The sequence below is a fragment of the Marinoscillum luteum genome (genome assembly GCF_044005705.1).
GTDB classification, from domain to species: domain Bacteria; phylum Bacteroidota; class Bacteroidia; order Cytophagales; family Cyclobacteriaceae; genus Marinoscillum; species Marinoscillum luteum.
This window is the reverse complement of sequence record NZ_JBIPKE010000018.1, coordinates 41,214-58,659: the sequence shown is the minus strand read 5'-3', so window position 1 is coordinate 58,659 and position 17,446 is coordinate 41,214. Positions and strand designations below refer to the sequence as shown.

The window sequence follows — 17,446 nt, the reverse complement described above, 5'->3', positions numbered from 1 at the left end:
CTTCCTACTGGGGCTCTATTGTTTGTATTTTGTCCATCTTTTGGGTGGATGCCTTTGGTAAAAAACCTTAACGAACTTGAGTAAACCATTCGTATTATTTGAAGACAATCACCTGCTGATCCTCAGCAAACCCACCAGCTGGCTGGTACAGGAAGATAAAACCGGGGATAAAACGCTCACGGATTGGGGGCGTGAATACATCAAGGAGAAATACCAGAAGCCCGGGGACGTTTTTCTACACCCGTGTCACCGGCTGGATAGGCCCGTGAGCGGCATCACCGTTTTTGCGCGTACATCCAAAGCACTGGAGCGCATGAATAAGCTTTTCCGTGAGGATAACATCCAAAAAACCTACCTCGCTGTGGTACAAGGCAAGCCAGAACACGAATCCGGCAAGCTCATCCACTGGCTGGAGAAAGACGGGGCTAAAAACATGGTGAAAGCTTATACCAAAGCCAAAGGAGGGGCCAAAGAAGCCGAGCTGGACTATCAGCTCCTGGCCAAAGAAAAAGCACATTCGCTGCTGAAAGTACTCCCCAAAACCGGACGACCTCACCAGATCCGTGTGCAGCTCTCCAAAATGGGCTGCCCCATCAAGGGAGATTTAAAATATGGCTACGCTGACCCAAATACCGACAAAAGCATTCACTTACACGCCTTTCAGATTAGTTTTGTGCACCCTGTAAAAAAAGAGCCTGTTACTTTCACTTCATTACCCCATTGGAATGAATTCAAATCCATCATCCATGAGTTGGCTTGACCGACTGCAAGCCCGCTGGAACTTAAAAAGCAGCTTTCAGGTGTTCATCGTGCTGATCGTTTTTGCCTGCACCGGCTTCACGGTGCTCTTCCTCAAGCGGCCTGTGGTTTCCTTTTTCACTGCTGATGGTGAGCAAAACATCTGGTTTTCGCTGGCTTACTACATCCTCATCCTGCCCATTTACAATCTTATTCTGCTATTTTATGGATTTGTATTCGGCCAGTTCCGCTTTTTCTGGGCATTTGAAAAACGCATGTTTAGACGACTGACTGGCAAAAAAGACAATGCTTGAACGGGAAGAAGCAATAGCGCGGATGAATGAACTGGGTGCCCGTGGCATCCCCTTTTTCTTTTTCACCGACTTTCTGGGTCACCGCTGCCTCATCCAGCCATTGGACGAAATCAACCCATCGATGTTGAGGTTTGCCATCGACCAACCTGCCGCCAAAGACCGGAAGCCGGCTTTTCATTTCAAAAAACACCCCCTGACACAGGCCCAGTTTCACGGGCCGTTTCGCTATGTGGTGGAGCAGATCAACTATGGCAACTCCTACCTGGTGAACCTGACATTCAAAACTCCCATAGCAACCAACCTCACACTTGCCGACATCTACGAACTCAGCAGGGCCAAATACAAACTCCTTTATCAAGACCAGTTTGTGGTTTTTTCTCCCGAAACTTTCGTGAAAATAGCAGACGGGCGCATCTACAGCTACCCCATGAAGGGAACGATAGACGCCTCCATACCCAATGCCGAGGCGCAAATCCTCAACGACCCGAAAGAAACGGCCGAGCATGTGACCATCGTGGATCTGATCAGAAACGACCTCAGCCAGATTGCCAGTGAGGTGCAGGTGTCACGGTTTAGGTTTATCTCAGAAGTGAAAACCCACGAAAAGAAACTCCTGCAGGTGAGCTCCGAGATCACCGGAAAGCTCCCTGCCGACTATCACCGATCTCTGGGGAGCATGCTCTTTCAGCTGCTACCCGCTGGCAGTATCTCCGGGGCTCCTAAGAAAGAGACCCTCCACATTATAGAGACTGCTGAGACTTATGATCGCGGCTTCTACACCGGGGTGTGTGGCCTGTTTGATGGCAAAGACCTGGACACTGGTGTGATGATCCGGTTTATTGAGAAAGAGGGCGACCAACTCTGCTACAAAAGTGGCGGCGGCATCACCTCCTTTAGCGATGAAGCCCGGGAGTACCAGGAGATCATTGATAAGATCTATCTGCCTATTTGATGGAGCGCTTTCCGGATGCATCCTCTGCCTCCGCAGAGGTGGTGCCCGGGTGTTTGTTGCCTCATTGCGCAAGTTTTCCTCAATCTTCATTTAAATTAACCCGCTCAAACCAATCGCGATGTGCTGTACCCAATGAGCCGATTCATTGAAACCATCTGTTTTGAAAAAGGAACCTATCCCTTGCTGGCATGGCACCAGCAGCGGGTCGACAGAACATTCAAGCAACACTTTCCGGGTATGCCCCCTCATCAGCTCACCGACACCTTGCCGGCACTGTCGTTTGAGGAGCGCTACAAGGTGCGCGTGGTGTATGATGCCGAGCTGACCGAAGTGGAGTTTTCTCAGTACACACTCCGCGCGCTGAAGCGCATTCAGCTCGTGCACGATGACTCCATCAGCTACACCTACAAGTACGAAAACCGCAAGGCACTGACCAGGCTCTTTGAACAGCGCGGATCAGCAGACGAAATATTGATAGTGAAAAAGGGAGCCCTGACCGACAGCTACTTTGCCAATGTGGTCTTCTGGGATGGAGAGGCCTGGTGGACCCCCAAGACGTATTTACTCAATGGGGTGAGAAGGCAGCAGCTGATCAGTATGGGTAAAATAAAGGAGGTAGAAATGACCATAGACGACCTCAGGTCATTTGAAAAGGTAAGTCTTGTCAATGCTATGGTAGACCTGGGGGAAAGTGAACTTCCCGTGAGTGAAGTCCGTGGGATAAACAGCTGAGATGACCCCATTTGGGCCACCTCGCTGTTATTCGTCCACGCTGGTTAAAAATCTAAATCCGTCAGAAACCTGAATTTCAATTCATAAATTTCTGAAAAGTCTCTTCCTGTTTCTATCATTTCTTGGTTGGTGACTTCCGCACCCCACACCACCTGTACATCCGTACCTCGCAAGGCACGCGTTCTCAGGTATTTAAACAGGTCAAATAATACTTTGGCGGTGCTGGTGTTCAGGTCTTTGAAACACAGATATACTTTGAGTCTGCCGCTATCGCGAAGCTCGGTTTTGAAAGTCTCCAGTGCATTATGGTAAAACTCGTGCATGTCTGGCTTCACGGAGCTCCCTTTGATCATCAGCAGTTGATGGGCGCAGCTGTATCGTAGAAACGGAGTATTGACGGTAGGTTCAATGGTTAGTTCTGATCTTTTGGAGATGAACTGGTGGGCAAGTGTGGCATTTGTGGCGTAGTGAGTAATCATGTCTTAATGTTTTAAAATCTATGTGATGCAATGCCTTTGGTGATACTTTCAGAGTGCTCAATCATAGCTGGATTTTGCAAAGGGAGGCGTCTGGCATTGGTCATCTGATGGATTTAGGTTTTCATTTTATTGTTTGGTTTCTAATACCATACAAAGATGCCATACATCCTACCGTCATATAAGAGGGAAACCACCAATTGGGAAAAATAGGTGTTTTGCGTAGGCGCTCACTTTCGACAGGCGGACAGCACCTATTCAGGATCAAATTAATTCAGTGCTCAATCTTCATTTGGCACATAAATCGCCATTAAAGTCAAATAAGGGCCTTTATGGAAATGTGAGTGCAAAGGAGCGTCGTTGAATCTCGTCTCCGTGAATTACGTAGCCAGCTCTCTTCCCATCAAACGGTTTGGTAGTAACTGTTGGCCAAAATGCATAAAAAAAGTGCCTCCTGACAGGAGCCACCTTGCTGGTTGGTCTATTAACTGGCTGTTATTCCTTAGGCAGCCAGGTAGTGAAAATCCATGTCATAAATCTCCGCAAAGTCTCTACCTGTCTCCATCATCTCATTATCAGCTTCGGCACTCCAGATGACGTGTATACGCTTACCCAAAGCGCGCATACTTCTCAGGTATTTGAAAAAATCAAAGAGTACTTTGGCCGTACTGGTATTAATGTTTTGAAAGTAAAAGCTCACGGTCAGTTGGTCGGTCTCCTCCAGGTTGGCTTTCACATCAGTCAGTATCTCATGATAAAACTTCTGCATATCCGGCTTTGTCGAATTTCCTTTCACCATCAACACCTGATTGAACTCATCGTAACAAACGAAAGGTGTTTTGGAAGTAGGCTCTATCACCCGTGTGCCGAAGTGTGACACCATGAGTGAAAGGGCGTCCAGGTTGTAAGGTCGAGAGGAATGCTGATTTACTGTCATGGCTTTTAATTTTAGGGTGCTTATCAAATAACTACAATACAAAGATGCCATACCTGCTGACCCCATATAAGAGGGAATCAAGTATTTGGATAAAATGGGTGTTTTGCGCAACATTCTCCTTCCATCTCTGCGGATATCCGCAATATGCCATCAGTCAACAGGGAGGAAAAACCCTTTTCAATCTGGTGAAAATAAGGCCTATGATCTATTGGAATAGCTTTTATGCGCATTTCGGACAGTGCGATCCGCTCGAGTCAGATATGCGTAGAGTCACTCTGTGAATCACGCACTGGGCGATCTCCAGAGCAACGGTTTAGCAGGATTTTTTCTAAAAGACACAAAAAAAGGTGACCCATCCCGAGTCACCTTTCACCTGTTGGCCGCCAATTTCCTAACCGCCTAGGCTGCCAAATATCTAAAATTCAAATCATATAGCTCTGAGAGCTCGCGCCCGGTTTCCATCATTTCATGATCACAGGCATCAGCACCCCAAACCACCTGTACTTTGGTGCCTGCTGCCACTCGCACCCGCAAATATTTGAACAGGTCAAATAAAACCCTTACCGTACCCGTGTTCATCGACTTGAAGTAGAAGTAGACCCTCAGGTTTTTGGAGTCAACAGTATCTCTTTTTACAGCCGAGAAGATAGAATCAAAAAACTCCTGTATATGAGGATCGCTGGCATGTCCCTTGATAATCAGGAATTTCGTCTCCTTATCATAGCTCACAAAGGGAGTAGTTCCTGTGGAGTCCAGCATCAGGTTTGAGGTCCACTTGGGAATGAACCCGTGGAGGTGAGTGGTGTCTGTAGCGTAGTGAGTAATCATGTTCTTAATATTAATTTGTGAGTGTTAAGATGACGTTTAGCCCTTGACCCTCCGGTGAGTTGGCTGCCAGATCATAGCTGTAATCTGGCAGTGGGAGATATTTCAGGCATTAGCCACCTATTGGATTTAAGTTTTCATTGCTTTCTTTAGTTTTTATGGCACTACAAATTTGCTCAATATCATCCCGTTATATCAGAGGGATATCCGTATTTTTAAACTTTGCGTGAAACACGCAACGGTGTGGTCTTCCTGAGTGGACTACACAGCCAGAAGCGAACAAAGAGTGTCCGTCACCGACCATTTTTGAGGTACAGGTCAAAAGCAATCTGCTTATTTTCAATAACTTACCCTTTCTGGCAAGCATTTGGCATCAATAGCCACAAACCGAACAACCTATGATCCGTAACCTGCTTACTATTGCACTCAGACGAGTGAAAAGACAGCGCTCACTCACCCTACTCCATATACTGGGGCTCTCCATCGGCCTGATGTCCTGCATATTCGTATGGCTTTACTCCAATGAGGAGCTTAGCTTTGATCAATTTCATGAGCAGGGAGATCGGATTTACAGGATCAATCAGACCTTTATCTGGGGAGATGACGATGCGCTTTTCGGCTCCACCGGCCCTGCGGTGATGGGCGCGCTCTGGCGCGAGGTGCCAGAGTTTGAAAGCATGACCCGAGTGCACACGCCGGGTAATTTTTTGATCTCACATAGCAATGCCCTGGGTGAGCAACAGGTCTTCGAAGAAGAACACCTTTTGGCTGTAGACTCCAATTTTCTGGAAATCTTTACCTTCCCGCTGCTTCAGGGTAACCCAAAGACTGCCCTCATCAACCCTAAGAGCATTGTGCTGACAGCCAGCATGGCTCAGAAGTACTTTGGTAATGAAAACGCCCTTGGCAAGCAGCTGGAACTCGGCGAGCAACCCAATAAGCAGTCTTACCTGATCACGGGTGTGGCAGCGGATGTCCCTGCCAATTCACACATTCAGTTTGACTTCCTCCTCTCCATGTCGTCCTTTCCCAGGGTTAAAAAATCAGCTGACTCCTGGATGTGGACCACCTTTGTGACCTTTGGGCTACTCCGGGAAGATGCAGATCCGGACGTGGTGGCTCAGAAAGTGGCAGCCGTACCCGGCAAATACCTGGAGGCTTTTCTACAAAAATACAGAGGGATCAGCTATGAGGAGTTTCTGGCCTCTGGCGAGGAATGGAACCTCTACATCCAGCCTTTTCTGGATACTCACCTGCGCTCCACGCACGTGTATTCCAGGTTAAATGAAGTCTCAGACATCAATACCCTCTATATACTGTGGTTGATCGCCGGGCTCATCCTCACCCTGTCCATGATCAATTTTGTGAACCTATCCACCGCAAAGGCCACCACCAGGGCCAAGGAAGTGGGAATAAGAAAAGTCATCGGCTCGGCAAGAAAACAGCTGATTGCTCAGTTTCTGGTAGAGTCGTTCATCTACGTGGTAGGTGCGGTGATCGTCTCTTTGTTTCTGGTAGAGTTTCTCCTGCCTGCCTTCAATGGCATCACCGAAAAAAGCATTTCCATTACCCAGCTATTCTCCCCGGATTTTATTCTCGTCCTCTTCGTGCTCACGCTGGTGATCGGTCTGTTAAGTGGACTCTATCCTGCCTTTTACCTGTCTTCTTTCAGGCCCGCACTGGTACTCAAAGGCAAAAACATGCAGGGACTCGGTGGTACCCGTACAAGAAATACATTGGTGGCTGCTCAGTTTGCCATCTCCATCGCCATGATCACCTGCACGCTGATCGTGCGGGACCAGGTAGAGTTCTGGAAAAACGCTGATCTGGGTTTCGATCGGGAAAACAAAATCATCATTGAGCATGCCGAGCGACTGGGCACCTCAGTGGAGGCTTACGAAAACATGCTATTGCAGCACCCACTGGTGGAGCGTGTCTCACACTCCTCCGATACCCCACCCATGATCTTTGATTTTGACAACTTTGTGCGGAACGGAGAGGAGCAAAGAAACATCTCCGTCAACTACCTGACCAGCGACGAGCATTTTCTGGAGGTGTACGGACTCAGTCTCATGATGGGCAGAAACTTCTCACGTGAGTTCACCGAAACACATCACATCATCGTCAATGAATCCCTGACCAAATCCTTTGGGTTTGACACCCCCGAGGATGCCCTGAATCAGCCCATCACTTACAATGAGGTGGACTATAAGATCATTGGCATTGTCCGCGATTTCAATAGCAACCTTTCGGATCAGATCTATCCTACGGCCATTTTCGATGCCAGTGCGCCTATCTTCAGAGATCCCTCAACGGAGCTTACGGTGAGCCTGGTGAGAGACCTCACCGCAGATGAGACCATGGACTTATTATCAGACTTTGAATCCAACTGGAACCTCATTCAGTCATCTGCACCTTTTGACTACACCTTTATGGATCAGGAATTTCTCCAGTTCTTCAAGGAAACCATTCGGTTTAGCCACATCCTGAAAGCCCTGGCTTCCCTGGCCATATTCATTGCCTGTCTGGGACTGATCGGTTTGGTCGCTTTTGTGATAGAGAAACGAAACAAGGAGATCGGGATCAGAAAAGTCCTCGGCGCCTCGGTTACCAACATCTGGATACTCCTTTCGGGCAACTTCGGCAGGCTGCTGCTGATTGGTTTTGTGATCGCTACACCACTCAGCTGGTACCTGATGGCTCAATGGCTGGAGAGCTTCCCTATGCGCACCACTATTTCGGTATTTACCTTGGTAGCCTCTGGCGTGCTCATGTTGCTAATTGCGGTCATCACCATGAGCTTTCAGACCCTCAAAGCCTCCCGAATGAATCCGGTGGATTATCTGAAGGAGGAGTGAAGGTAAGGGTGGATCTTAATCCTATTTCTTGAATCCTACTGGAGGTCTAAAATAAAAAAAGGGAGCTCATGCTCCCTTTTCTATTTTCATATATCTAAGGATTACTCCTTGATGATCTTCTCAGCCAGTACGGTCACCTTATTGTTGAGTACTTCTACCACTCCGCCACTTACAGCGATGTGTGTTTCCTCAGGCTTCTTGTTGACCTCTCTGGTAAATTTGATGTCTCCATCTCCCAAGGTGGAAATCATAGCGGCATGATCACTCAACACCTGAAATGACCCGTCGCTTCCCGGAAAAGTAGCACTTTCTACTTCCCCTTCAAATACCTTTTCGTCTGGAGTTACTATTTCTAAAAACATGCGCTTATGCGTTAGCTTCTGCTAATAATTTTTCTCCTTTGGCCACTGCATCTTCAATGGTTCCTACCAGGTTAAATGCTGCCTCAGGCAAATGATCATATGTACCATCCATGATGGCATTGAATCCTTTGATCGTGTCTTTGATGTCTACAAGTACTCCTTTGAGGCCTGTAAACTGCTCTGCCACGTGGAAAGGCTGAGACAAGAATCTCTGCACCCTTCTGGCTCTGTGTACCACTTCTTTATCTTCATCAGAAAGCTCATCCATACCCAGGATGGCAATGATGTCCTGAAGTTCTTTGTATCGCTGCAAAAGCTCTTTCACACGCTGCGCACAGTCGTAGTGCTCAGCGCCCAGAATCTCTGTGCTCAGGATTCGGGAAGTACTATCCAAAGGATCCACGGCAGGGTAGATACCCAACTCAGCAATCTTACGGGAAAGTACGGTGGTAGCATCCAGGTGAGAGAAAGTAGTCGCCGGAGCAGGGTCAGTCAAGTCATCGGCAGGTACATATACGGCCTGTACGGAAGTGATCGAGCCATTCTTGGTAGAGGTGATTCGCTCCTGCATGGCACCCATCTCAGTGGCCAGTGTAGGCTGGTAACCCACCGCTGATGGCATACGTCCAAGAAGTGCAGACACCTCAGAACCCGCCTGAGTGAATCGGAAGATGTTATCCACGAAGAAAAGGATATCACGTCCCTTGCCAGTGCCATCTCCGTCACGGAAATATTCTGCGATCGTCAGACCAGAAAGTGCCACTCGAGCACGTGCCCCCGGAGGCTCGTTCATCTGTCCGAATACGAAAGTTGCTTTAGATTCTTTAAGGTCTTCAGGAGTCACTTGAGACAAGTCCCATCCGCCTTCTTCCATAGACTTCTTAAAGTTCTCACCGTAGTTTACGATGCCCGCCTCAATCATCTCTCTCAAAAGGTCGTTACCCTCACGAGTACGCTCACCCACACCGGCAAATACCGATAGACCAGAATACGCTTTGGCGATGTTGTTGATCAATTCCTGAATCAATACGGTTTTACCAACACCGGCACCACCGAACAATCCAATCTTACCCCCTTTGGCGTAAGGCTCAATCAGGTCAATAACTTTGATCCCTGTGAAAAGTACCTCAGTAGAGGTAGAAAGATCTTCATATTTAGGAGCCAATCGGTGAATTGGTAATCCCTGACCACCTTTCGGCTGTGGAATTCCGTCAATCGCTGCCCCTACAACGTTGAAAAGACGACCTTTGATGTCGTCTCCAATGGGCATCTGTATGGGGCTACCCAGGTCCTCTACTTCCATTCCCCTCATCATACCGTCGGTAGCGTCCATCGCAATGGTACGCACGGTATCTTCTCCCAGGTGCTGCTGTACTTCCAAAATTACGTCAGTACCGTCCAGTTTAGTGATTTTCAACGCATCCATGATGTTGGGGAGTTTTGAGCCCTCAGCATCAAAACTAACGTCCACAACTGGACCGATTACTTGGGTGATTTTGCCTTTATTAGCCATTATTCAATTTGATTTAAATAAGCGTATCTCGAATCGAGTGCGAAATTAATCTAAAATTGGTTAAGAGAAAAAGCAGGTAGTCGAAAACTGCTCACGATTTCAGTAATATTCTGAAGGTAGTCCCTTTATTGAGCTCAGAGTCCTTCACAAAAATCCTTCCACCATGGTAATTCTCTACAATTCGCTTGGTGAGCGCCAGTCCCAGCCCCCAGCCTCTCTTCTTGGTGGTGTACCCGGGTTTGAAAACCTGCGTGAGGCGATTTTTCGCGATTCCTTTTCCGGTATCGGAAATGTCCACGGCCACCCTGCCGTCACTCACTTTCATGATTTTGATGGTGATGGCACCTTTCCCCACCATTGCGTCCACGGCGTTTTTGACAATATTCTCCACCACCCAGGCAAACAGCGGCCGGTTGATGCTACAGGTTATCTCCTCATTGGGGAAGGCCTGCACCGTCATGCTCACTTTGGTAGATATTCTTTTTTCCAGGTACTTCACCACCTCAGACACCAGATCAAAGACCCGCTCCTGACGCAACTGCGGCACACTCCCGATATTCGAAAAGCGCTCGGTGATCATCTCCAGCCGATCCACATCCTTTTGCAGCTCTATAAATACATCTTTCTGATCGGGGAAGGTCTCCTTGAAATACTCCACCCAGGCGATCAGGGAGGACAAAGGGGTGCCCAGCTGATGAGCGGTCTCTTTGGCCAGGCCCACCCACACCCGGTTTTGCTCTGCCGTGCGGGAGTAGTTGAACACCGCGAAGATGATGAGCCCAAAGATGGCGATAATGGACAACTGCACATAGGGATAATACTTCAGCTGGGTGAGCAGGAATGAATTGCGGTAGTAGATGTTCTTGTAACCATAGATCTGGTTGTTGTCATCGGTCAGGGTGACCATGATGGGCTCCCGCTCAGTCATCATGTCCTTGATCTCATTGAGGAGAAACCGCTTCCGGACCCGGTCATTGTCTATTTTGTCTGCTGCCGGGATATTGCGGTAGTGCTCCGGCTTGCCAAACTCATCGGTGAGGATCACGGGGATGGTGTTATTGGCCTGGATGATCTCCTCCATGACGAAGATGAGGTTGGGCGCATCATTTTCATTGGCCAGGTACTCCAGTGTACTGGCATAGAGGTCTATCTGCTTCCGCTCCCGGTCGCGGATTTGCTTCACCAGCTCATTGGTATAGACGATAGACCCGGCACTGATGATCAGCGCCACACCCAGCACCACCCACTTGAAGCTGGAGCGATTGGAATAAAGACTGATGGTAGGTTCTTCTCGGTATGCACTCACTGCCAGAAACGAGGTTGTTCCATTCGGTAATTTAGCAGAAAATCAAATTTAGCAGGGAAGGAAAGTGTTTTTTGCGCATTTTTAGAACAACCACCCACCATCATATGGTGGGTGGGCTTTCTTTTTCCAATCAATTCTTCATCATGATCCACTTGGCCAGCACCTTGTAATTCACTTTGGTGCCGTGCATCAGGATCCCAATCCTATAAATCCTGCTGGCAAACCAGATGGTGAACACAAACCCGCCAATCATCAGCACCATAGAAAGAGCCAGCTCCCATACAGGCACCCCAAAAGGCACGCGCATCATCATCACCACCGGGGAGGTGAACGGGATCATGGACATCCAAAACGCCAGTGACCCGTTGGGGTCGTTCAGCACGGCGCTGAGCATGACAATGGCCAGAATCAGCGGCATGGTGACCGGAAACATGAACTGCTGGGCATCTGCATCGCTATCCACCGCCGAACCGATGGCCGCAAACAGCGCTCCGTACAGCAGGTACCCGGTGAGGAAGAAAAACAAGAAGGCCACGATGACCATGGGCATGTTGATAGACTCTACCGCCGAGCTGATACTGCCGAGAAGGCTCTCCTCCATCTGCTGGGCTGCTTCATCCTGAGGTAAATTCATCGCATCCATCTGCTCAGTCTGCTGTTTTTGTGCATCCATGGCCTGATTGGCGAAGATCCCACCTACAGCCGTACTGATGGTGGTAGTGAGCACGATCCAAAGGATAAACTGCGACAATCCCACACCGGCTATGCCTATCACTTTGCCCATCATCAGCTCAAAAGGCTTCACCGATGCGATAATCACCTCCACAATCCGGCTGGTCTTCTCCTCCACCACGCCACGCATACACTGGGTACCGTAGACGAAGATGAAAATGTATATCAGGAATGACGCCACGTAGCCCACCACGGTTGCTCCTATGGAGCTGCTCTCCTTTTCGTCACCCGATCCGGAGAGGTTGATGGTGCTGATGTCTACATTGGCCTTCAGGCTTTCGAGCACTTCCTTTTGAATCCCTGACTGCCGCAGTTTGATGTTTTCAATCTCACCTTCCAGCTTACGACTCAGGTCATGCACCATGGAAACGCTGGGGTTATTGGGGGAGTAAAACACCACCCCTGCCGGGGCAGCCACATCGATATCAGGAATATACAGTAGCCCGTCAAAGTCCCCATTCAGCACATCTTCTTTGGCCGCATCCAGCGACTTGTCAGAATAACTAAACTCCATCTGGCTGTCATCGATGAATATCTCACTGAACATGCCGCTCTTGTCCACCACCTGTATGGTTTTGGTGTCCACATCCTTGGTGGCGGTCCAGGCAATGAAGAAAAAGAAGCCTCCGAAAAGCAAGGGTGCCAAAAGGGTCATTACGATAAACGACTTCTTCTTTACCCGGGATAAGTACTCTCTGGCAATGATCAATCCGATGTTATGCATGGCTGTCTCCTTTCACTTTACTGATGAATATTTCATTGATGGAGGGGATCTTTTCTATGAACGAATGAATCTCCACAGCCCCGATCAGCACCTTCAGCAGGTTATTGGGGCCACCCTCCGTTTTGTCCTTGAGGATCGATTCGGTAAGCCCATCCTCCGTAGTACCCGTGCTCAACAGGTCGTAGTGGTCTGTGGAGGCCAGCGGGCCCTCATGGGTCACGATGTAAGTGCCATCCTTGTGGTCATTTTTGATGTCCAGTTTCAGGCCGTCCAAAATCTTCTCCGACTTATTGATCAGCGCAATATGGTCACACAGCTCCTCCACAGACTCCATTCGGTGGGTAGAGAAGATGACCGTAGCGCCGGCTTCTCTGAGTCTGAAAATCTCATCCTTGATCAGGTTGGCATTCACCGGATCAAATCCGGAAAAAGGCTCATCCAAAATGATCAATTCCGGCTCATGCATCACTGTAGCAATGAACTGTACCTTCTGGGCCATTCCTTTAGACAAGTCCTCTATGGTTTTGCCACTCCATCCGGTCAGCTCCAGTCTTTTCAGCCAGGCTTTGATTTTGGCAGTGGCATCTGCCTTGGAGAGACCTTTGAGTCTGGCCAGGTAAAGCAATTGCTCCCCCACCTTCATTTTTTTGTAAAGCCCCCGCTCTTCCGGCAGATATCCAATCTTACGCACGAGCTCCGGGGTGATTTTCTCGCCGCCCAGATACACCTCGCCACTGTCCTGCTCGATGATTCTGGTGATAATCCTGATCAGCGTAGTTTTGCCCGCTCCATTGGGGCCCAGAAGACCAAAAATGCTCCCTTTCGGGATAGAAATGCTCACATTGCTTAAGGCCTGGTGACTGCTGTAGGATTTACTGATGTTATCAACACGTAGTAGTTCCAATATTCTTAACTTTTTTAGTTTACGGTGATTTAGTCTTTATTAACCTGAATTTATTACACTTGATAAGAAGTTTCTGCCCCAAATTATAAATATTCTACCCTATTGAAGCATTCACCTCTACCTTATACCCTCTACGCGCTTTTCATTTTTCTGATGACCAGTCTGGTGTTTGTGCCACTCATCGCCCTGCTGTCTCCTTACAAAAAATGTCATCGACTGGCCCTGAAACTTCACTGGTATTGGGCCTGGAGTTTTTGCCGGATGGCATTCATCCGGGTGGTCATTGAGGGCAAAGAACACCTCAGATCAGATCACCAATACATCTTTTGTTGCAATCACTTCTCGTTCTTCGACATTCCCGCTTTCTGTTTGCTCTATTCTGCCAAATTCATTGGAAAAAGCTCGCTGGCTAAAATCCCCCTCTTCGGGTTTTTCTTCCGGAATATGCACATCCCCGTGAACAGGTCCAGCATGAGAAGCCGTGCCGAAAGCTTGAAGATGTCCAAAGAGGCTATTGATGACGGTTTCAACCTTTGTTTCTTTCCAGAAGGAGGTGTGCTTGTAAAGGAAGAAAACCTCCCTTATATGGTTTCTTTCAAGGATGGCGCATTCAAACTGGCCATCGAAAAAGGCATTCCCATCATCCCGGTCACCATGCCCTACAATTTTTTGCTGCTTCCCGACAAAACCCCCGTCCGGTTTCATCACCATAGGTGCAAAATAATTGTACACAAACCCATTTTCCCTAAAACAAGTGATGACGAGGAAGTGAAAAGATTGAAGGCAGAAACCTTTGCCATTATCCAGGCCGAACTTCTGGCACATCATCCCGATAAAGTCAGGACGGTTGGCTAATATTGCTTTGAATAAAGAATTTCTATGAAAATAGACCATCAAACGCTTGAAAAAATCGCTCATCTGGCCCGTCTGGAGATCCACCCGGACAAAGCCGATGGCTACATCAAAGACATGGAGGAAATCCTCACCTGGGTAGAAAAACTCAATGAACTGGACACCGAAGGAGTGGAGCCACTCACCAACATGTCCTTTGAAGAGAATGCCCTGCGGGAAGACGTCAAAAAGGAGCCACTGGATCACGAGCGTGCGTTGAAAAATGCTCCGAAAAAGGATGATGATTATTTCAGAGTACCTAAAGTGCTTGATTGATTCCCATGGATCGCATGACTCAGTATTTACCCAAAGCACTTGTTGCGCTATTTATAGCTGTTGTCCTCGCTTTTATTTTCGCCTATTCTCAGGGCTACGATTCCAGCATTGGGTGGAATGTGACCACCACAGCCGAATCAGAAGCATTCTATACCCTTCCCTTTAAAAAAGGCCCTTTCCAGTTTAGCTTCCAGGGTGAAAAATATACGCTGGCTGAAAATTTCTCAGCAGGACCTATTGAACGTCATTTTACCACGGATGCCATCATCCTTTCTGTCATTTTATTGGGCTTGTGCCTGATCCTTACAGTGACCACCTACCTGTCCAGAATGTGGTTTATCGGTATCATGGGGCTGTTCATTTTTTTCATCATGACCCTACACCTGCCTGAAGTAAGGCTCTTTGGGTTTGGGGAGCGATCATCGGTAGCTGTAGTGATCGTGCTGATCATTTACCTGCTTCCGGCCTACCTTTTCCATGCCTTTATCAAAGGTGTAGATTTTGGCTGGCGCCTGCTATCCTTTGTGTTGCTATCCGCCGGTATTGTCTTTTTCTCCGGAGTAGAAACGGTTGCCTTGCAGGAGCAATTTATTGCCGGTAGTTATTTTGGTATGATCGCCCTGGCGCTTGTTTTTCTGTTTCTCATAGCAGAGGAGAATGTTTTTGGCATTTTATTCCTGATCACACAGTCCAAGGGTGGGCGCAGCAATCACGTCCATTTCTCCGTGTTTTCTTTTGTCTATTTGGGTATTCTCCTTGCCCACTATGGTAAAAAAGCCGCCTTTTGGAACCTGGACATTGCCTTTTTCAGTCCCTATCTGCTGCTGGCACTCAGTGCCCTGGTCGCATTGTGGAGTTTGAAATATAAAAGATCGCTCTTCGAAGGGTTCATCTCGGTGGGATATGCTCAGATACTCTATTGCAGCTTGGGGATGGTGGTGATCGGGTTTATAACGCTCGCTTTTTCTCGCGGCAATGATTCCGTGTATGAAGGACTTCACTACTTTATCATCTATACGCACCTGGCCTTCGGCACCATGTTTTTCCTCTACCTGCTCTGGAACTTCGTCTCACCACTGGGTCAGGGAATGCAGGTCTATAAAATCGCCTATAAATCGCAAAGCTTTCCATATGTAAGTGCCCGGCTTGCCGGACTTGCCGCCATTGCGGCCTTCTTTTTCCTGGCCAATAAGGAGCCCTTCCTGCTCTTCAGGGCAGGCCATTACAACTACCTGGGTGCACAAGCCGAAGCACAGGGCCAGGACAGACTGGCTGCGGAGTACTATCGCGAAGGCAGTATTTATGGCTATGACAACCATTTTTCCAACTACAAAATTGGCTACCGGGAACTCCAAAAAGGGGATATCTCAGAAGCCAACTATCGGTTTGGGAGAGCGGCGCTGCGGTACCCATCGCCTCAGACCTTTGTGAATCAATCTGCCACGGCAGCCATGAGCAGTGAAACCACGCCCTCCCTGATCAGCTTACAAAACGGACTGAGGGCATTCCCCGACAACAATCAATTGCTCAATAACCTGGGGCTTACCTATGCAGACATGGGCAAAACCCACGAGGCTGTGAATACGCTACAACAGGCGCAACCCAAAAGTCAATGGACAAACGCCGCCCTGGTCAACCTGTGGAAAGTACGGGAAGTCGATTCGGAGCAAGCCGAACAAGACTATGAAGCGGGTAATCTGGCAGTGAAAGCCAATATACTCAGCGCCCTGATGGATGCGAACGTGCAGACTTCACTGTCCTTTGATTCAGCCAGTCTTTTCCCATCCTACCCCCTTCACAGGCTGGCCTTCCTTATTAATGCCGCCTGGTATTTTGAAGATGCAAAAGTAGCGCTATGGCTGGATCATTCACTTTCAGGTCAGCTGGATGAACGCATGTACTGGGCTGGCAAAAACGCCATGGTCATGAGCTACTTCAAAGCCGGCCAGATCAACAGTGCCCTGCAGGCACTGGATTACCTGAAGACTGAAGTGCCTACCCGGGAGTCTGGCAAATACCTGAACCAAATGGGGCTAATTGCCCTTTCTCAGCATGCTCCGAAGGTAGCCCTTGATTACTTTGATCAAGCCATACAGGCTGGATTTGAAGATGCCCTGCTGAACAAAGCCGCCTGCTTGCTGGAACTGGGTGAATTCTCAAAAGCCACGGAGTGGGCTACTTACCTGGTCTCTCTGGATTCTGGTTATGCTGCACTCAAAAAGGATATCACCAACATCAACAACACTGAAAGCCTCACGCCTGACCAGCAACTTTTCCGCCTGTACTACCTCTATCGAACTTACAGTGCGGGAGAGATCAACGCCTTGCTGTCTCAAGCCGATGAACAATATATACGATCCCTATGGGCCAAAGTAGCCAATGAGCAACTGGAGGAACAAAACTATGACCAGCTCAAGACCTATCGCGCGGTTTTCAATTCCCTTCTGCCGTCGGAATATTTTGAAGAACCAGATGCCTTGTTGACCCTGGTGGATGGGGGGGTGCCTCAGAATGGTCATTATCTTTCAGAAATTTTGGCACTCAAAGACCAAAACGAGCAGACAGCTGCATTGGTAAACCTGGCAAGCATGAACTCGCTGAACGAACCACTGGTGCTGGCCATCAGCAGGATTCTCAGCGCCACACACCTCTCCGAATCCTATGATGTATTGGTCAATGCCATCAATTTCAACCCAAGAAGTGTAGCTTTGCATCAGCAGTACATCATGGCAGCCCTGGAAATGGGACTTGAAAATTATGCCAATGATGCCCTGCAGAAACTAACAACATTAACAACCCAAAATGACTACCAGCTTTTCTACCAGCAGTACCTGGATAAGAAAAAAGCACTGGAGGCTTCCGGTCCCTGGTAGGATAATTTTTTAGATTTTGCAGGATTAAACCCT

The 17,446-nt window shown here is 48.3% G+C and carries 16 protein-coding genes; 8 read left to right on the top strand and 8 right to left on the bottom strand.

All coding sequences use genetic code 11. The annotated features are described in order from the left end of the window. The first annotated feature begins 76 nt into the window (after positions 1-76). From ACHKAR_RS13955 to ACHKAR_RS13940, 4 genes are all read left to right on the top strand, one after another. The gene (locus ACHKAR_RS13955) at positions 77-760 is read left to right on the top strand and encodes an RluA family pseudouridine synthase (RefSeq protein ID WP_395417934.1); all 684 of its coding nucleotides are present in this window, start codon (positions 77-79) and stop codon (positions 758-760) included. Further along, the gene (locus ACHKAR_RS13950; protein ID WP_395417933.1) at positions 747-1,052 is read left to right on the top strand and encodes a DUF6787 family protein; all 306 of its coding nucleotides are present in this window, start codon (positions 747-749) and stop codon (positions 1,050-1,052) included. The genes ACHKAR_RS13955 and ACHKAR_RS13950 overlap by 14 nt, the downstream gene beginning before the upstream one ends. Continuing rightward, a complete protein-coding gene (locus ACHKAR_RS13945) occupies positions 1,045-2,004 on the top strand; it encodes an aminodeoxychorismate synthase component I (RefSeq protein WP_395417932.1) in 960 nt (319 codons plus the stop codon). Before ACHKAR_RS13950 ends, ACHKAR_RS13945 begins: the two co-directional genes overlap by 8 nt. Positions 2,005-2,136: 132 nt before the next feature. Beyond that, entirely contained in the window at positions 2,137-2,736 is a 600-nt protein-coding gene (locus tag ACHKAR_RS13940) for an aminotransferase class IV (protein ID WP_395417931.1), read from the top strand. A 44-nt stretch (positions 2,737-2,780) separates the two neighbouring features. Here ACHKAR_RS13940 and ACHKAR_RS13935 read toward each other — a convergent pair whose 3' ends face one another. The 3 genes from ACHKAR_RS13935 to ACHKAR_RS13925 all read right to left on the bottom strand — a co-directional run bounded on the left by ACHKAR_RS13935 (position 2,781) and on the right by ACHKAR_RS13925 (position 4,977). Continuing rightward, positions 2,781-3,215: a SiaC family regulatory phosphoprotein gene (locus ACHKAR_RS13935; RefSeq protein WP_395417929.1), complete on the bottom strand. Its 435-nt coding sequence runs from the start codon at positions 3,213-3,215 to the stop codon at positions 2,781-2,783. Positions 3,216-3,714: 499 nt separating this feature from the next. Then, on the bottom strand, positions 3,715-4,149 hold the full coding sequence (locus ACHKAR_RS13930; RefSeq protein ID WP_395417928.1) for a SiaC family regulatory phosphoprotein: 435 nt from the start codon (positions 4,147-4,149) through the stop codon (positions 3,715-3,717). Positions 4,150-4,548: 399 nt separating this feature from the next. Continuing rightward, on the bottom strand, positions 4,549-4,977 hold the full coding sequence (locus ACHKAR_RS13925; protein WP_395417926.1) for a SiaC family regulatory phosphoprotein: 429 nt from the start codon (positions 4,975-4,977) through the stop codon (positions 4,549-4,551). Between the two features lie 395 nt (positions 4,978-5,372). Between ACHKAR_RS13925 and ACHKAR_RS13920 the strand changes: the two genes are divergently transcribed. Then, complete coding sequence (locus ACHKAR_RS13920) at positions 5,373-7,832, top strand: ABC transporter permease (RefSeq protein ID WP_395417924.1); 2,460 nt, start codon at positions 5,373-5,375, stop codon at positions 7,830-7,832. Positions 7,833-7,933: 101 nt separating this feature from the next. Here ACHKAR_RS13920 and atpC read toward each other — a convergent pair whose 3' ends face one another. The 5 genes from atpC to ACHKAR_RS13895 form a co-directional block, all read right to left on the bottom strand. Continuing rightward, complete coding sequence (gene atpC, locus ACHKAR_RS13915) at positions 7,934-8,194, bottom strand: ATP synthase F1 subunit epsilon (RefSeq protein ID WP_159582290.1); 261 nt, start codon at positions 8,192-8,194, stop codon at positions 7,934-7,936. A 4-nt stretch (positions 8,195-8,198) separates the two neighbouring features. Further along, positions 8,199-9,707 carry a F0F1 ATP synthase subunit beta gene (atpD, locus tag ACHKAR_RS13910; protein WP_159582289.1) on the bottom strand — a complete coding sequence of 503 codons (1,509 nt, stop codon included), beginning with the start codon at positions 9,705-9,707 and terminating at the stop codon, positions 8,199-8,201. Positions 9,708-9,798: 91 nt separating this feature from the next. Further along, positions 9,799-11,013 carry a sensor histidine kinase gene (locus tag ACHKAR_RS13905; protein WP_159582288.1) on the bottom strand — a complete coding sequence of 405 codons (1,215 nt, stop codon included), beginning with the start codon at positions 11,011-11,013 and terminating at the stop codon, positions 9,799-9,801. 130 nt (positions 11,014-11,143) lie between these two features. Further along, on the bottom strand, positions 11,144-12,469 hold the full coding sequence (locus tag ACHKAR_RS13900) for an ABC transporter permease (RefSeq protein ID WP_395417921.1): 1,326 nt from the start codon (positions 12,467-12,469) through the stop codon (positions 11,144-11,146). Then, positions 12,462-13,373 (bottom strand): ABC transporter ATP-binding protein, encoded by a 912-nt coding sequence (locus ACHKAR_RS13895; protein ID WP_395417919.1) that lies wholly within the window; start codon positions 13,371-13,373, stop codon positions 12,462-12,464. Before ACHKAR_RS13895 ends, ACHKAR_RS13900 begins: the two co-directional genes overlap by 8 nt. Before the next feature lie 102 nt (positions 13,374-13,475). On the opposite strand from ACHKAR_RS13895, the gene ACHKAR_RS13890 reads away from it, so the two are divergent. From ACHKAR_RS13890 to ACHKAR_RS13880, 3 genes are read left to right on the top strand one after another with little or no spacing between them, the layout of a single operon-like run. Next, the gene (locus ACHKAR_RS13890) at positions 13,476-14,228 is read left to right on the top strand and encodes a lysophospholipid acyltransferase family protein (RefSeq protein WP_395417917.1); all 753 of its coding nucleotides are present in this window, start codon (positions 13,476-13,478) and stop codon (positions 14,226-14,228) included. A 24-nt stretch (positions 14,229-14,252) separates the two neighbouring features. After that, positions 14,253-14,540 (top strand): Asp-tRNA(Asn)/Glu-tRNA(Gln) amidotransferase subunit GatC, encoded by a 288-nt coding sequence (gatC, locus tag ACHKAR_RS13885; RefSeq protein ID WP_395417915.1) that lies wholly within the window; start codon positions 14,253-14,255, stop codon positions 14,538-14,540. Positions 14,541-14,554: 14 nt separating this feature from the next. Next, positions 14,555-17,413 (top strand): hypothetical protein, encoded by a 2,859-nt coding sequence (locus ACHKAR_RS13880; RefSeq protein ID WP_395417913.1) that lies wholly within the window; start codon positions 14,555-14,557, stop codon positions 17,411-17,413. The last annotated feature ends 33 nt before the right edge of the window (positions 17,414-17,446 follow it).

Excerpts from the sequence above, each read along its gene's own strand:
- ACHKAR_RS13950 (WP_395417933.1), top strand. The coding sequence starts at position 747 with ATGAGTTGGCTTGACCGACTGCAAGCCCGCTGGAACTTAAAAAGCAGC.
- ACHKAR_RS13945 (WP_395417932.1), top strand. The coding sequence starts at position 1,045 with ATGCTTGAACGGGAAGAAGCAATAGCGCGGATGAATGAACTGGGTGCC.
- ACHKAR_RS13940 (WP_395417931.1), top strand. The coding sequence starts at position 2,137 with ATGAGCCGATTCATTGAAACCATCTGTTTTGAAAAAGGAACCTATCCC.
- atpD (WP_159582289.1), bottom strand. The coding sequence starts at position 9,707 with ATGGCTAATAAAGGCAAAATCACCCAAGTAATCGGTCCAGTTGTGGAC.
- ACHKAR_RS13920 (WP_395417924.1), top strand. The coding sequence starts at position 5,373 with ATGATCCGTAACCTGCTTACTATTGCACTCAGACGAGTGAAAAGACAG.
- ACHKAR_RS13900 (WP_395417921.1), bottom strand. The coding sequence starts at position 12,469 with ATGCATAACATCGGATTGATCATTGCCAGAGAGTACTTATCCCGGGTA.
- ACHKAR_RS13935 (WP_395417929.1), bottom strand. The coding sequence starts at position 3,215 with ATGATTACTCACTACGCCACAAATGCCACACTTGCCCACCAGTTCATC.
- ACHKAR_RS13930 (WP_395417928.1), bottom strand. The coding sequence starts at position 4,149 with ATGACAGTAAATCAGCATTCCTCTCGACCTTACAACCTGGACGCCCTT.
- ACHKAR_RS13880 (WP_395417913.1), top strand. The coding sequence starts at position 14,555 with ATGACTCAGTATTTACCCAAAGCACTTGTTGCGCTATTTATAGCTGTT.
- gatC (WP_395417915.1), top strand. The coding sequence starts at position 14,253 with ATGAAAATAGACCATCAAACGCTTGAAAAAATCGCTCATCTGGCCCGT.
- atpC (WP_159582290.1), bottom strand. The coding sequence starts at position 8,194 with ATGTTTTTAGAAATAGTAACTCCAGACGAAAAGGTATTTGAAGGGGAA.
- ACHKAR_RS13925 (WP_395417926.1), bottom strand. The coding sequence starts at position 4,977 with ATGATTACTCACTACGCTACAGACACCACTCACCTCCACGGGTTCATT.